Source organism: Streptomyces sp. SID13031 (genome assembly GCF_010548305.1).
Lineage (GTDB): Bacteria > Actinomycetota > Actinomycetes > Propionibacteriales > Kribbellaceae > Kribbella.
The window spans coordinates 169,349-184,262 of the sequence record NZ_JAAGLV010000015.1 but is presented as its reverse complement, the minus strand read 5'-3'; the positions used below and the strand labels follow the sequence as shown (position 1 = coordinate 184,262).

General features: G+C 69.2%; 12 protein-coding genes. 3 read left to right on the top strand and 9 right to left on the bottom strand.

What is annotated here, in order from left to right:
* Positions 1-13 precede the first annotated feature (13 nt).
* Together G3I17_RS28035 and G3I17_RS28030 are read right to left on the bottom strand one after the other, a co-directional pair.
* On the bottom strand, positions 14-880 hold the full coding sequence (locus G3I17_RS28035) for an ABC transporter permease (RefSeq protein ID WP_164600601.1): 867 nt from the start codon (positions 878-880) through the stop codon (positions 14-16).
* Between the two features lie 315 nt (positions 881-1,195).
* Positions 1,196-2,263 carry a class I SAM-dependent methyltransferase gene (locus tag G3I17_RS28030; RefSeq protein ID WP_203590842.1) on the bottom strand — a complete coding sequence of 356 codons (1,068 nt, stop codon included), beginning with the start codon at positions 2,261-2,263 and terminating at the stop codon, positions 1,196-1,198.
* A gap of 148 nt (positions 2,264-2,411) precedes the next feature.
* Here G3I17_RS28030 and wecB point away from each other — a divergent pair, with 148 nt between their 5' ends.
* A complete protein-coding gene (gene wecB / locus G3I17_RS28025; protein ID WP_164600600.1) occupies positions 2,412-3,554 on the top strand; it encodes a UDP-N-acetylglucosamine 2-epimerase (non-hydrolyzing) in 1,143 nt (380 codons plus the stop codon).
* A gap of 69 nt (positions 3,555-3,623) precedes the next feature.
* Here the strand turns inward: wecB and G3I17_RS28020 are convergent, their stop codons facing one another.
* The 3 genes from G3I17_RS28020 to wecC are packed head-to-tail and all read right to left on the bottom strand — an operon-like array spanning position 3,624 to position 7,704.
* The gene (locus G3I17_RS28020; RefSeq protein WP_164600599.1) at positions 3,624-5,804 is read right to left on the bottom strand and encodes a glycosyltransferase family 4 protein; all 2,181 of its coding nucleotides are present in this window, start codon (positions 5,802-5,804) and stop codon (positions 3,624-3,626) included.
* Positions 5,801-6,457 (bottom strand): hypothetical protein, encoded by a 657-nt coding sequence (locus G3I17_RS28015; RefSeq protein WP_164600598.1) that lies wholly within the window; start codon positions 6,455-6,457, stop codon positions 5,801-5,803. Before G3I17_RS28015 ends, G3I17_RS28020 begins: the two co-directional genes overlap by 4 nt.
* Positions 6,457-7,704, bottom strand: coding sequence for a UDP-N-acetyl-D-mannosamine dehydrogenase (wecC, locus tag G3I17_RS28010; protein ID WP_164600597.1), 1,248 nt, complete (start codon positions 7,702-7,704; stop codon positions 6,457-6,459). The genes G3I17_RS28015 and wecC overlap by 1 nt, the downstream gene beginning before the upstream one ends.
* A gap of 150 nt (positions 7,705-7,854) precedes the next feature.
* On the opposite strand from wecC, the gene G3I17_RS28005 reads away from it, so the two are divergent.
* Positions 7,855-9,153 carry a glycosyltransferase family 4 protein gene (locus tag G3I17_RS28005; RefSeq protein WP_164600596.1) on the top strand — a complete coding sequence of 433 codons (1,299 nt, stop codon included), beginning with the start codon at positions 7,855-7,857 and terminating at the stop codon, positions 9,151-9,153.
* Positions 9,154-9,204: 51 nt separating this feature from the next.
* Here G3I17_RS28005 and G3I17_RS28000 read toward each other — a convergent pair whose 3' ends face one another.
* On the bottom strand, positions 9,205-9,561 hold the full coding sequence (locus G3I17_RS28000) for a hypothetical protein (RefSeq protein WP_164600595.1): 357 nt from the start codon (positions 9,559-9,561) through the stop codon (positions 9,205-9,207).
* Between the two features lie 400 nt (positions 9,562-9,961).
* Between G3I17_RS28000 and G3I17_RS27995 the strand changes: the two genes are divergently transcribed.
* Positions 9,962-10,954 (top strand): LuxR C-terminal-related transcriptional regulator, encoded by a 993-nt coding sequence (locus G3I17_RS27995; RefSeq protein WP_164600594.1) that lies wholly within the window; start codon positions 9,962-9,964, stop codon positions 10,952-10,954.
* A gap of 46 nt (positions 10,955-11,000) precedes the next feature.
* Here G3I17_RS27995 and G3I17_RS27990 read toward each other — a convergent pair whose 3' ends face one another.
* The 3 genes from G3I17_RS27990 to G3I17_RS27980 all read right to left on the bottom strand — a co-directional run bounded on the left by G3I17_RS27990 (position 11,001) and on the right by G3I17_RS27980 (position 14,864).
* Positions 11,001-12,092 carry an aspartate-semialdehyde dehydrogenase gene (locus tag G3I17_RS27990; protein WP_343238439.1) on the bottom strand — a complete coding sequence of 364 codons (1,092 nt, stop codon included), beginning with the start codon at positions 12,090-12,092 and terminating at the stop codon, positions 11,001-11,003.
* A gap of 5 nt (positions 12,093-12,097) precedes the next feature.
* Positions 12,098-13,366 (bottom strand): aspartate kinase, encoded by a 1,269-nt coding sequence (locus G3I17_RS27985; protein WP_164600592.1) that lies wholly within the window; start codon positions 13,364-13,366, stop codon positions 12,098-12,100.
* Between the two features lie 274 nt (positions 13,367-13,640).
* A complete protein-coding gene (locus tag G3I17_RS27980) occupies positions 13,641-14,864 on the bottom strand; it encodes an MFS transporter (RefSeq protein WP_203590841.1) in 1,224 nt (407 codons plus the stop codon).
* Positions 14,865-14,914 lie beyond the last annotated feature (50 nt).

Below are 14,914 nucleotides of genomic sequence, written 5' to 3'. Positions count from 1 at the left end.
CTTCTTCTCGGCCTCAGAGACGGACAACGAACTCACGCTCCCTCGACATGAAGAACAGCGCGCCGATCAACGCCGCGGCCACTGCCCAGAATCCGGCGCTGAGCCACATCGACAGGGGCGGGACGTGACCACGGACCAGCAGGTCGGTCCAGCCGCCGATCAGCGAGTACAGCGGGTTGAACTGGATGAAGCTCTTGAACTTGCCCGGAGCGTCCTCGGCGAACCAGAGCACGGGGGACATGTACAGCCAGATCCGGACGAAGTACGGCAGGAAGCTGGTGGTGTCGCGGAAGTACACCTGCAGGGCCGCGAAGATCATTCCCATCCCGGCCGCGAACAGCGTCAGCAGGATCAGGAAGACCGGCGCCAGCAGCATCGCCCAGTGCAGCGGCTGGCGAACCACCAGGTGGATGACGAGATAGACGCCCATGGTCGGCAGGAACCGGAAGAACGAGGTCCGCAGCGCGGCCAACGGCAACAGCATCCGCGGGAACGACATGTTCATCAGCAGCTTGCCGCCGCCGACGACGCTGGCCGCACCGGCGGTCATCGCACCGGAGAAGTAGTAGAAGGCGAAAAGCCCACCGCACATATGAGCGAAGCGTGCACCGCCGCCGCTCCTGGAGCCGCCGCCCGCGATGATGTTCACCAGCAGGTAGTACACGCCCGCCAGCAGCAGCGGGTTGAGGACCAGCCAGACCTGACCGAAGAAGGTGTTGGTGTTGGCCGCCCGGATGCCGGTCCGGGACATCTCAGCCGCGAATTCCCGTCGCCCCCACAACGCCTTGAAGTACGGGCGAAGTGGCGGCAGGCCCACCTTGTGCGGTTCGTACACATGCACCGACGGGTTGAACTCCTCGTCGACGCTAGTCGCGTTCATTCAGGCGACGCCTCTCTTTGCGCGGTATCCGGCTGGGGCTCGGCGGCTGCCGCCCCGCTACGACGGCGGGCCGCGCAGACCCGGGGAGCAGAGTAGCGGATCGGCGTCAATACCGACGACACAGTGGTCCTCCACAGTGAGCAACGACGTACGGACGGCTACCAAAACGTCGCGCCCGCCTGGACAACCGACTGAAGGGTCGTCTCTCGCCGATCGCTGTCTGGAATATACATTTGACAGCCATCGACGGCCAAACGCCTGCCAGGGCACAAAACTAAAGGTGAGGACGGGCCTGTTCAGCCGGGAACGGGCCTATTAGCCGGGGATGCCGTCCGGGCGCCGGGTCAGGACGTGCATGCCCTTGTCCGCGCGCAACTGCTGGCGGACGAACTCGGGGTGCTCCTGCATCCAGCGATCGCTGACTTCGACCTCGTCGGCCCGGATGGTGTCGTCGAGGACGAACGCCACCTCGTCGGCGCAGTGCGAGAGCAGCACCGGCAGCGCGGGATAGCGGGCCATCGGACCTGTCCTGGCAGGCGGCCCGTCGACGAATACCAGGCCGATGCCGTCGAGGTCCTTCACAGCACTCAGGTCGTACCAGTTCCGCTCGCGCTCGTCCGGGCCCGTCCAGGGTGTCAGCGGCGCGTGCCGTACTTCGACGACGTCCTGCAACCCGTGGTCGGACACCCGTTGGGCGGTGATCTTGGCGTAGTCGGCGTCGTGCTCGAGCGCGACCACACGGCCGTAGCCGGCCTTCTGCACCGCGTAACCAAGGACCAGGCTGGACGCCCCGCTACCGCACTCGACGACCAACTTCGGACGGCGGGACAGGACGGACTCGGCCAGCCAGCGCAGTACGTCGGGCGAGGCGGCCCAATCGCGCAGCGGCGGCATCAGCGCGCGGGGTTGGAGCACGGCGCGCAGGTCGAGCAGTGCCTCGATCTGCTTGTACGTCTGTGCGGTGTCGGACCGGCCGGCCGCGACCTCCGCGCCGACCTCGTCGAGCCGCTTCCCGGTAGCGGCGATCGACGACTCGAGCCGACTGGTGGCCTTCTCGGCCGCGGCCTGGATCACGGCTTCCAGCGCCGCGCCATGGGCGTGGATGGTCTTGGAGTTCGCCGTGATCCCGATGCCCAGTGTCTGTTGCACCGCCGACAGTTCGCGGGTGTGCCGCGCGGCCACCGCAGACATGCTGCGCTTCAGCTGGAGCACCATGGCACCGAGGACGAGGACGGCGACGGCCAGCCCAAAGGCGATGACGAGAAGTAGGCCCTGCGCCACGGCGATCTTGCCGGTCAGCACGATACCCAGAGTGACCAGCGTCACCGCGGCCGCCGAGACACCGCCCACCAGCGCCACCTTACGAACAGGCACCGCTGCCATACACACCATCCACGAAATCAGCCGCCCAGCGGGCGGGAAGAGCACAGCGTAGCGCCGGAACCCCGTAGAGCCACGTGGCACTCGCGGGACGTCGGCGGTTACCTTTGGGCGTCTCCTTACAGTCGACCCTAACGAAGAGGTACCCCCTGTGTTGAAGATCATGACGGTCTACGGGACCCGTCCCGAGGCGATCAAGGTCGCACCGGTCCTGGCGGCACTCGCGGCCGATACCGACCTCGAGTCGGTGCCCGTGGTCACCGGTCAGCACCGCGAGATGCTCGACCAGGTCAACGAGCTGTTCGGGATCGTCCCGCGGCACGACCTCGACATCCTGAAGCCGGGGCAGACCCTGGCGGGCATCACCGCGCGCATCATGGACGGCTTCGACCCGATCCTCGCCGACGAGGCGCCCGACGCCGTGATCGTTCAGGGCGACACCACGACCTCCACGGCGGCCGCCCTGGCGGCGTTCTACCGCGGCATCCCGGTCGTCCACGTCGAGGCCGGGCTGCGCAGCGGCGACCTCAGCTCACCGTTCCCCGAGGAGGCGAACCGCCGGCTGACCTCGCAGATCACCGCCCTGCACCTGGCGCCGACGGCAGGCAGCCGGGCCAACCTGCTGCGCGAGGGCATCGACCCCAGCACCATCGTCGTCACCGGCAACACCGTCATCGACGCGCTGCTCGCGAGGGCTGCTCAGCCCGCACCGCTGGTCGACCCACAACTGGCCGCGCTGGTCGAGTCGGGCAAGCCGATCCTGCTCGTCACCAGCCACCGCCGAGAGAGCTGGGGCTCCGCGATGGAGGGCGTCGGCCGTGCCCTGGCCCGCATCGCCACGGCGCACCCGGAGCTCACGATCGTCCTGCCGCTGCACCGCAACCCGGTGGTCCGCGAGGCTCTGGCGCCGGGCATCGCCGGGCGTCCGAACGTCGTGATCACCGAGCCGCTGTCCTACGCCGAGTTCACCACCATCCTCGCGGCGGCCCACATCGTGCTCACCGACTCCGGCGGCATCCAGGAAGAGGCGCCCAGCCTGGGCAAGCCGGTCCTGGTCATGCGTGACAACACAGAGCGCCCCGAGGCTGTCGACGCCGGCACCGTCCGTCTCATCGGCACCGACGAGGACCGCGTCGTCAAGGAGGTCGAGCGCCTGTACCTCGACCCGGCGGCCTACAAGGCCATGGCGCAGGCGGTCAACCCCTACGGCGACGGGCACGCCACCGAGCGTTCCGTCGCCGCTATCCGCGCGCTGTTCAATCTCGGAAACCGGCTCCCCGACTTCACCGGCTGAGGCACGGTGCCGGCTGAGGCACAGCGTCGGCTGAACGGAGGGGAGGCGCCGGGATCACTCCCGGGACCGTCAGCCGGCCAGCACGGCCTCCCACGTCGGGCGGACGACGGCGAGGTCATGGCTGCCGCCCTGGAGCCGCGACCCGGCGCTGAGCTTGGCGAACTCCGCGGAATCGCCGGCCGCGGCGACGATCGTCCGGACCAGCGCGTCGATCGAGCCGTACTGCGTGTCCGGTCCGTACAGCTCGGCAGCGATCTCCTCGGCCGGGGTCAGCACCACGACGCCGGCGGCCTGGGCCTCGACTACACGCTGGTCGAGGCGGCCGTGGCGGCGCGGGACCAGCAACCACCCGATCTTGCGGTACCAGGCGGGGAGGTCGGCATCGGGGCGCTCGAACGCGACCCGCGCGGCGACCTCAGGCGTGGCCGCGAGATCGGCGGCCAGGGTCTGGTAGTAGACGCGTTCGATCGGGTCGATCTGCTCGTCGGCCTCCCACGGCAACTGGTCGCGGATGTGCAGGCTGAACTGCTCGTCGGCGGCAAGCAGGCCGCGCAGCGCCGTGATGGCGACGTCAGGCCGGGCAGCGGACGGGCTCAGGTCGAGGACGCCGACCCGGTACTGCCGGCCGGGCAGCCCTGGGCGGTCGACGTAGGCGGTGTCGACCGGCAGCGGCGCGTGGTGCAGTCGCTCGGCCGGGACGTCGAACGCGGCAGCGAACGCCGCGAGGTCGGACTCGGCCTGGAACACGAAGGCGTCGACCTCGTCGAGCTTCGCCTCGCGCAGGACGGGCTCGTCGGTGCGCAGGTCGCGGACGTGCGCGATCAGCCGCTGGCCGGCGACCTTGCGGCGGGTGGCCCAGACCAGGTACGGGTTCGCGTCCTCGACGACGACGGTGCCGGCGGCGGACAGCTCTCCGAGCCGGGGCTCCTCCTGGCCGGTCAGCGTCGGGTCCCACTGGGCAACGCGGACGTCGCCGGCGCACTGCCGCAGCACGGTGTGCGTGCCGCGCGACGTCGTCAGGTCACTGCCGACGAGCAGCAGCGGCCGCCCGCCCGCGAGCTTGACGCTCGGCCGCACCTCGGTCGCCCGGAGCTCGGCGTGGATGCGCTCGACGGTGTTGGCCATCCGGTACCGGTCGATGGCGTCCATTGCCTTCTTCCGCGCATCCTCGAGCAGGTCGGGGTCGCGGGCCACCCGTTCGATGGCGTCGAGCACCGACTCGAGGGAGGCGTCGACGAACAGCGGGTAGTCCTCACCCAGCAGCTCGACGTGCGCGGCGATGCGGTTGACCACCGGCGCCACGCCCATGGCGCAGTACTCGAGCACCTTGGTGGACAGCTCATGGGTGGAGTCGAGCTCCTGACCCCGCCAGCTGAACCCGATGTCGGCTGTCTTGGAGTACGCCGTGGCGTCGTCGCGGGACAGCCCGCCGGCCCACTCCACGCCCGGGCTGGACGTGACGGCGGTCTTCATCCGGCTGCGCCAGCTGGGCGTACGGTTCGAGTGCATGATCTTGTCACCGATGATCGACAGTGACATCTGGACGCCTCGCTCGGCCAGCAGCCGGGGCACGTCGCACAGTTCGAGTGTCTTCCAGCCCTCGGCGAGCTTGCCGGCGTAGACGCCCTGCAGCCGGCCGGTCTGCGGTGTCGACCGGCGGCGCAGCGGGCCGAGGTCGTCGGGGATCATCGGGTTGATGACGACGCACTTCCCGACCGACGCGGGCACCCTGTACTCCATGTAGGAGCGGGAGTCTCCGGTCTGCACCAGCATCCGCTCGGACGCCAGCGAGATCTCCTCGAGGTCGCGCAGCCGCTCCGGGGTGGGATCCGCACCCGGCTCGGGGAGGTCGATGACATAGGGCCAGAACCGGCCGTCGAACTCGCGCGTGCGGGCCAGCTCATGGCAGATGCCGAAGCCGCGCGCGATGATCTTGTCGAACCGGTGGGCGCGGTCGAGCTCGACGACGCGCTCCGCGACCTCCTCCACCGACAGCAGCCGCGACGGCGGGACGAGATCGCCGAGGCCCTCGAACGGGTCGACGACGGTGACGTTGTCGAGGCCGTTCAGCGGCTCCAGCATCTTCCGCGAGATGATCCGGGCCTTCAGCAGCAGCGTGACGTGGGAGTTCGTCCGCGCAAGCACCTGGGCCATGGACACCAGCCAGATGGTCGAACCGTCGATGAGGTTGATGTTCCCATCACCGTAGAGCAGGACGCGGCGCTCTACGGGGGCGGAATGGGTGGTCATCGATCTCCCTCGACGGCGGCACGGGCAACGGTGTCGAGCAGGCTTACGACCGGAGACATGGGCACCGGGCCCAGGACGGGGTCGGCCTGCTGGGCGCGCGGGAGCACCACGTCGGAGGCGCCGCGCAGCAGGTTGGTGCCGACGTTCGGCGCGTCAGCGGAGTCGAGCATGATGACCGGCGCACCGCAGTCGCGGGCCTCCGTGGTCCACTCCAGGACCTCACGCAGCAGGGCCGTGCCGGACGAGGTCTCGGCGGTGCTCCAGGGGCCGGACTGCAGGGCGGCCCGCTCGACCACCAGCACGTCGCCGGACTCGACCCTCGTACCGAGCGCCCGTGATCCCGGCGCCACGACGGTGACGGCCAGGACGTCGCCCAGCCGCCGCGCTGTCGCGCCGGTCAGCACGCCGACGACCCGAGTGGCCGACGCCAGCTCATGGCGGGCATCGGGCCGGCCGGCGTCGACGGCCGGTGCTTCCTCGGTCTCGGCCTCGGGCTCGACGTCCGGCTCGGCCACCAGGTGCTCGGGGTAGTGCGGGGACAGGATCCGCTCGACCGCGCGCGACGGTGAGTCGAGGACTTCATGTACCCGACGGCGGCCGCGGACGATGCGCCGGGCCTTGCGGACCGCGCGCACGGGGAGCGAAGCGGGCATCAGCGCCACAGACCCTTGGTGTCGATGACGCGCTTGCCCTCGAGGGCAGACCGGTCGACACCGCGGAACTCGTCGTGGTCGACCAGCAGCAGGATGACGTCGGCGGCGGCGATCGCACTGACCACGTCGGTCAGCTCGACGTTCGACAACCCGGCGAGGTCGGCCGGCAGCTTCTCGACGTGCGGCTCGACGGCGAGCACCCGGCAGTCCGGCAGCTTGCCGGCCAGGTCGCGGACGATCTGGCGGGCCGGCGACTCGCGCAGGTCGTCGATGTTGGCCTTGAACGCCAGCCCCAGCGCGGCGACCACTGGCGTCTTCGCGGCGCTGACCGCCTCGATCGCCTGGTTGACGACGTAGTCGGACTTGCCGTCGTTGACCTGCCGCGCGGTGCGGATCAGGGTGGCCTGCTCGGGCGCCGCGGACACGATGAACCACGGGTCGACGGCGATGCAGTGCCCACCCACGCCCGGGCCGGGCTGCAGGACGTTCACGCGCGGGTGGTGGTTGGACAGCTCGATGAGCCGCCACACGTCGACACCCAGCTTGTCGCAGATCAGCGACAGCTCGTTGGCGAAGGCGATGTTGACGTCGCGGAAGGCGTTCTCGGTGAGCTTGGCCATCTCGGCGGTGACAGCGTCGGTGAGCAGCAGCTCGCCGCGGCAGAAGCGCTCGTAGAGCACCTTGGCCCGGCGCGCGGCCTCTTCGGTGAGGCCACCGATGATGCGGTCGTTCTCGACCAGCTCGGTCATGATCCGGCCGGGCAGCACCCGCTCCGGGCAGTGCGCCACGTGGATGACCGGCTTGCCGTCGCTGCCGTCGAGGCTCAGCGCGGGGTTGGTGGCCAGGATCTCCTCGGCCATCCGCTGCGTGGTGCCGGGCGGGGAGGTGGACTCGAGCAGGACGAGCTCGCCGCCGGTCAGCTTCGGCGCAATGGCGCGGGCGGCGGACAGTACGTAGCTGAGGTCGGCCGTCTTGTCTTCCAGGAACGGCGTGGGGACGGCGACGATGTACGTGTCACCGGCCGGGGTCTCGGTGGTGGCATCGAGAGCGCCCGCTGCCACGACCTCGCGCAGCACGTGGTCGAGATCGGGCTCGACGAACGGCAGCGCACCGTTGTTGACGGCCTCGACCTTGCGCTGGTCGAGGTCGACGCCGGTGACCCGGCAGCCCGCACGGGCCAGCACGACGGCGGTCGGAAGGCCGATATAACCGAGGCCGATCACCACGATGCGCGAATGCGCACTCATCTTGTTTTCTCCCACCAGGTAGCTGAGACGCGCCCACTGGAGCGCGCTGTCGCAAAGTAGTCTAAGCCGGTACCGGGGTAATCTAAGCACCGAGCGGGCGGACTGAGGCCACTCGCCCGCGTTGCCAAACCTTTAAGGAAAGCCACCCCGATGTCGCAGCTCAAGACCCTGGTTCGCGCGCCACACCGCCTGGTGCTCCGCGTGCTCCGCGGCCCCGTCCGAGCACTGCTTCGCCCGTTCCGTCCGCAGATCAAGGCGCTGCGGCGGCGGCTGCCGACTCGGGTCGACCTCTATATTCGCCGCCTCGGCGGCGCCCCGGCGCTGGTGATCCGGCCCACCATCGTGGTGCCGCCGGAGCTCGTCGCGCAGGCCCGCGCGAGCCGCCCGCCCGTGCCGGAGACCCCCACGCGGCTCTACGTGGCGCCGGCCAACTTCGCCGGCCAGGGCTGGCTCTGGGCGCGAGCGGCGGAGCGGCAGCTGCCCGGCGTCGGCGCTGTCAACATGGTCGGCATTCCCAGCGGCTTCCGGTTCTACTCCGACCACCAGGTGCCCGAGCAGGTCTACCTGCACTCGTCCGAGTGGCAGCGCGAGCAATTCGAGTATGTCCGGCGGGGTTTCACGCACGTGCTCATCGAGGCGCAGCGGCCGATGTTCGGTTCGCTGCTGAGTTCCAACGCGTTCACCGAGGCGCGGGCCCTGACGGGGTACGGCCTGCAGGTCGCCACCATCGGCCACGGCCGCGATGTGCGGCTCCCGAGCCTGCACCGCGAGAACTACCCCTGGTCGCCTTACGTGCGGGAGGAGTGGGCCGAGGTCGACGTGCTGGAGCGGCAGGTCCGCCGCAACCTCGCCGGGCTGGCCTCACTCGACCTACCCGCCTTCGTGTCCACGCCCGACCTCCTCGACGACCTCCCCGACGCCACCTGGTGCCCGGTGGTCATCGACCTCGCCCTGTGGGAGTCCGCGGAACTGCCGATGGAGCGGCCGCGCCCCGTGGCGGTGCACATGCCCACCAGCTCGAAGTTCAAGGGCTCCGAGCAGGTCGACGAGGCGATGCTGGACCTGCACGAGCGCGGCCTGGTCGAGTACCGCCGCATCGAGGGCGTCTCGCCCGAGGAGGTACGCCGCATCATCGGCTCGGCCGACCTCGTGCTCGACCAGTTCCGGCTGGGCAGCTACGGCGTCACGGCCTGCGAGGCCATGGCGGCCGGACGGGTCGTGCTGGGCCACATCACCGAGCACAACCGCCGGCGGGTCCACGAGGCGGCCGGCGAGGAGCTCCCCATCGTCGAGACGACGGTCGAGAACATCAGTGAGGTCGTGCTCGAGCTGCTCGACGACCGCGGCCACGCACAGAAGATCGCGGCACAGGGCCCGGACTTCGTCCGCCGGTTGCACGACGGCAGCTACTCGGCCACCGTGCTCTCGTCGTTCCTCGCCGCAAGCTGAGACGGTTCGTCGCAGCAGAACCACCGTCGCTCTGAGGGCCCGGCCGGGCCCTCAGAAGAGGTGGCTGGCCGACCGGTAGGACGGAACGCCCGCCCGCAAGGACATCCGGGGGGTACTACCGGATTGAGGGGCGTTGCCGGTGGAACCCACCCAGGGCTCGGCGGTCAGCGATCGCTGAGAGGTACCGGTCTCGGCACCACTTCCCGTGGACAGCCTCACCATCCACGGAAGCTCGCCTGGCACTGCATGGATCCCACCGGCAACCCGGGGGCCCGAACCACCTTGGGCGGAGGTTGCCCGGGCACGCGCCGAGTGCACCGGCACGATGACCAGGGCGGCGGTCATCGCACCACGACCGAAGGCCCGGCGATGATGCCTGGGCAGAACCTGACGCAGTTGCTGCGACATCGGGTCTCCTCCTCATCGGCCTCACGATGGAGTTGCACAGTTTGTACACCCTCCGGCACAGCCGGTGATGGCACGGGAGTGCGAGGGCACCGATACGCCGGGATCGAGACCCAACCGAAACGGCGTTCGCTGACGGGAAAGCGAACTGGGGCCAGAATTGGAACAGCAGCCCGGCGGCGCTCAGGTGGTCCGTCGCCGGGCTGCTGGACCTCAATTCTCGCTCACAACTGCGCAGAAGTGGTGGCCAGATGGTGACACGGCACAAGAATGCTGACAGAACAACAAATATCGCTCGGTGCAGTCGCCGGGATACGGACAGTACTGAATCCAATTCATCGTTCGTTCTACGCTGGAGCGGCGGTAGCGCACGGTGAGCGCGCTCGGGAGGGAAAGGGGCGTCATGAGCTCGACCGACACGGAGCGTGCCGACTACTTGAGGGTGCTCGGCCTGAACGGCGACGAGGTCCGGGTCTACCAGCACCTGCTGCGGACCGGACCGTGCTCGGTCGCCGAGCTGGACGCGGCGGTGCCGGACCTCGCGAAGGGGATCGACGCGACGCTCGACGGCCTCGTCCAGGCGGGGCTGGCGCGGCGTTCGGGGTCGGACCACTCCAGGTTCCTGCCGGTGCCCCCTGACGCCGGTCTGGAGGCGCTCACGCTGCGCCGGGAGTCGGAGCTCAAGCAGGCCAGGATCGAGGTCCTGAACGCGTACGACGAGTTCCGCCGGACCGTGCACAACGAGTCGACGACGCACCTGATCGAGGTCGTCACCGGCAGCGCGATCGTCGAGCGGATCCACCAGATCAAGGGCAGCGCGCAACGCGAGATCCAGGCCATCGACACCCCGCCGTACTACCTGGGCGCAGGCCCGAACCAGGAGGAGATCGAGCAACTCCGGCGCGGCGTCTCGTACCGGATCGTCTACTCGCCGGAGTCCGTCGAGGTGCCGGGGTACCTGACCGAGAACATCCTGCCCTGCGTGGAGGCCGGCGAGCAGGCCCGGGTACTGCCCGACGTACCGGCGAAGCTGACCATCATCGACGGATCGATCGCGTTCGTGTCGATGTCGGTGCGCGACACCGATGTGAACCGGTCACTGCTGATCATCCGGCCGAGCAGCCTGCTGACGGCGCTGATCGGGATGTTCGAGCTGTGCTGGCGCAACGCCCTGCCGCTGCACGCCTCCGTCGGCGCGGAGGACGACCGGCTGGAGCCGATCGAGCGGCGTTTGCTGGCCCTGCTGGCGACAGGGGCAGCCGACGACACGATCGCCCGCACGCTGGGCATCAGCCGGCGGACCTTCTTCCGCTACCTCGAGCGGCTGATGAACCGTACCGGCGCCAGCACCCGCTTCCAGCTGGCTCTGCACGCCGCGCGCGAGAAGTGGCTGTAAACCACACAAGGGCCCTGTCGCCAGGGCCCTTGTGTGGTTGAAGAATCTACTTGGCCGGGGTGAACTCCTTGGCCACGACCTCGGCGATCTGGGCGGTGTTGAGGGCCGCGCCCTTGCGCAGGTTGTCGCCGCAGACGAAGAGCTCGAGGGCCTGCGGGTCGTCCAGGGACTTGCGGATCCGGCCGACCCAGGTCGGGTCGGTGCCGACCACGTCGGCCGGCGTCGGGAACTCCCCCTCGGCCGGGTTGTCGAAGACGAGCACGCCGGGCGCGTCCCGCAGTACATCGCGGGCCTCGTCGACGTCGACCACCTGGGCGAAGCGGGCGTGCACCGACAGCGAGTGCGTCGTGATCACCGGCACCCGGACGCAGGTCGCGGAGACCTTCAGGTCGGGCAGGTTGAGGATCTTGCGCGACTCGTTGCGGACCTTGAGCTCCTCCGAGGACCAGCCGTCCTCCTTGAGCGAGCCCGCCCACGGCACGACGTTCATCGCCAGCGGCGCCGCGAACGGGCCGAGCGCGTTGCCGATCACCCGGCGCACGTCGCCCGGGGTGGTCCCGAGCTCGCGGTTGCCGGCCACCTTCATCAGCTGGTCGTAAAGCGTGTCGATGCCTTCCTGACCAGCCCCGGAGGCCGCCTGGTACGACGCGACGACGAGCTGCTCCAGCTCGTACCGGTGGTGCAGCGCGCCCATCGCGACGATCATCGACAGCGTCGTGCAGTTGGGGTTGGAGATGATCCCCTTCGGCCGGTTGCGGGCCGCCTCGGCGTTCACCTCGGGCACCACCAGCGGGACGTCGGGGTCCATCCGGAAGGCGCCGGAGTTGTCCACCACGACGGCGCCCTTGGACGCGGCGATCGGCGCCCAGTGCGCGGACACCTCGTCCGGTACGTCGAACATCGCGACGTCGATCCCCTCGAAGGCCTCGGCGCTGATCGCGACGACCTCGACCTCCTCGCCGCGGACCTTCAGCCGTTTGCCTGCGGAGCGCTCGGATGCGATCAGGCGGATCTCGCCCCAGACGTTCTCCCGGGTCGAGAGCAGGGTCAGCATCACCGTGCCGACGGCGCCGGTCGCGCCGACCACCGCCAGCGTGGGGAGCCCCGTGCGGTCTTCGGTCTGATCGAGTGCGCTCACAGGTGTCACCGTCCAGTTCCTCCGTACACGACAGCTTGGGTGTGCTCGTCGTCCAGGTCGAATGCAGTGTGCGCCGCGGTCACGGCGACGTCCACCAGGTTCTCGTCGATGACGACCGAGATCCGGATTTCGGATGTCGAGATCATCTCGATGTTGACGCCGACCTCGGCCAGCGCGGAGAAGAACTTCGCCGAAACACCCGGGTGCGAGCGCATTCCGACACCGACCACCGAGATCTTGCCGATCTGGTCGTCGTACAGCAACTGCTCGTAGCCCACCTCGTCCTTCAGCCGGGCGAGCGCGGACATCGCCCGGGCGCCGTCGACGCGGGGCAGCGTGAAGGAGATGTCGGTGCGGTTGGTGGCGACCGCCGACACGTTCTGCACGATCATGTCGATGTTGGTCTCGGCACCGGCCACCGTCTCGAAGATCCGGGCCGCCTCTCCGGGCTTGTCCGGTACGCCGACGACGGTGATCTTGGCCTCGTTGCGGTCCTGGACCACGCCGGAGATGATCGCCTGTTCCATGTTGTTCAATTCCTTCGCATCGACGACCCAGGTGCCTTCCTTCTGCGAGAAGGAGGAGCGCACGTGGACGGGGACGTTGTAGCGCCGCGCGTACTCGACGCAGCGCAGGTGCAGGACTTTCGCACCGCAGGCAGCCATCTCGAGCATCTCCTCGTAGGAGATCTTCGGGATCTGCCGAGCGGCCGGCACGATCCGCGGGTCCGCGGTGTAGATGCCGTCCACGTCGGTGTAGATCTCGCAGTAGTCGGCCTCCAGCGCGGCGGCCAGCGCGACCGCCGTGGTGTCGGACGCGCCCCGGCCCATCGTGGTGATGTCCTTGGTGTCCTGCGCGACCCCCTGGAAACCGGCGACGATCGCGACGTGCCCCTTGCCGAGGGCTTCCTCGATCCGGCCCGGCGTGATGTCGATGATCCGGGCGTTGCCGTGCCGCGAGGTGGTGATCACACCGGCCTGCGAGCCGGTGAACGACCGGGCCTCGTAGCCCAGGTTCGCGATCGCCATCGCCAGCAGGGCGGCGGAGATCCGCTCACCCGAGGTGAGCAGCATGTCCAGCTCACGCGGTGGCGGCAGCGGTGAGACCTGCTTGGCCAGGTCCATCAGTTCATCGGTGGTGTCGCCCATCGCGGAGATCACCACGACGACGTCGTTCCCGGCCTTCTTAGTCGCGACGATCCGTTGGGCCACGCGCTTGATGCAATCGGCGTCAGCGACCGAAGAACCGCCGTACTTGTGCACGACGCGTCCCACAGAGTCTCCTCATAGCTTGAATCCCCAGCGATACTGCGCTGGTTGCGGTACGCCGTGCAGCGCTGCACGGGGCGTAGTCGTTCGCCTCATTCTAGCCGTGATCTCCCCGTTGCCTACGGCCCGACCACCGACTGGTCCACCCGTTCGGCGGCTCGCCGAGCCGCCGAGAGGAACACCAGCCCCCCGCCCTGCCAACCGCAGACCTTCCGCCCGATCCCCCCGACGACGAGTTCGCCGTCAGCCGGCCTCAACCGCTCTGGGAGGCGGCTGCCGCCTACAGGGCCTCCTGAGGCACCGGTTGTAGGTCGAGCGACTCCGGCTCGTCGACCGGGAGGTGTGGCGGGATGTGCAGGAGGGAGACGGCGGCGGCGAGGGTGAGGAGTGCCGCCATCACCCACACGTAGCGGACGCCGAAGGCTTCGACCACGAGCCCTGCGACCGCAGAGCCGACAGCGCCGCCCGCCATGCCCGCACTGCCCATCCACCCGAACACCTCGGTCTTGACCGAGGACGGAGTCATCGCACCGAGCCGCTCGTACAGGGCACCGACAGTAGGCGCCAGTGCGAGCCCCGAGAGCAGCAACGCGATCCCGAGCGAGACAGGCGACGAGGTCGCGAAGACACAGAGCAGCATGCCGGCCGAGACCAGCACTGCCCGCCGCCACACGTACGACCTGCGACGGCCGGGCAGGGCACCCACCAGTACGCCGCCGGCGAGGCTGCCGATCGCCCAGACCGTCTCCAGCACGCCAGCGATCAGCCGGTTGCCGTGTGCGTCGGCGAAGGCGACGATGCCGAGCGAGACGGAGGCGAAAGCCGTTACACAGAAGGCGAAAGACAGGATCATCGGAAACCTGTACCGATGCCAGAGCAGCTGCGGAGCCGTCAGCCGCGCACCTCGCGACTCGTCATGCGGAACGGCAGGCGACTGCAGCAGACCGAACCACCAAACAGTAATCGCAGCCCCCACCGCAGCACCCAGTACTCCGGCCCGCGGGCTGGCGAAGCTGACCACCAGCGCACCCAGCATCGGGCCGATCGCGAACAGCACCTCTTGCGCGGTCGCGTCCAGCGCGTAGACCGCCCGCAGGCGCGAGCCCTGGACCACGCGCGGCCAGGAGGCTCGCAGGATCGCAGTGACGGGCGAGACGAACGCCCCGGCGAGACCGGAGATCACTGGCATCAGGCGGTACTGGTCTGACGGCAGCAGAGCGAGGACAGCCATCGCCACGCTCCAGGCCATACCCGTAGCTATCAAGACCCTCTTGCCGCCACGGCGGTCGGCCAGCCGCGACCACAGCGGTCCCCCGACGGCCATACCGACGGAGTACGCGCCGGCGACGACGCCGGCCCAGCCGAAGTTGCCCGCTGCGTCCTTGGCCAGGAATGCGACCGGCACCATCGAGGCGATCACCGGGATCCGGGCGAGGACAGCCGAGGTCAGCAGGGCGAAAACGCCCCGCGTCTGCCAGAGCGCGCGGTATGCCGACAGGTCCATAAGCCACATTCTGTCCTGTCAGACCACTGGAGCGCCTCGGGAATTCTCCC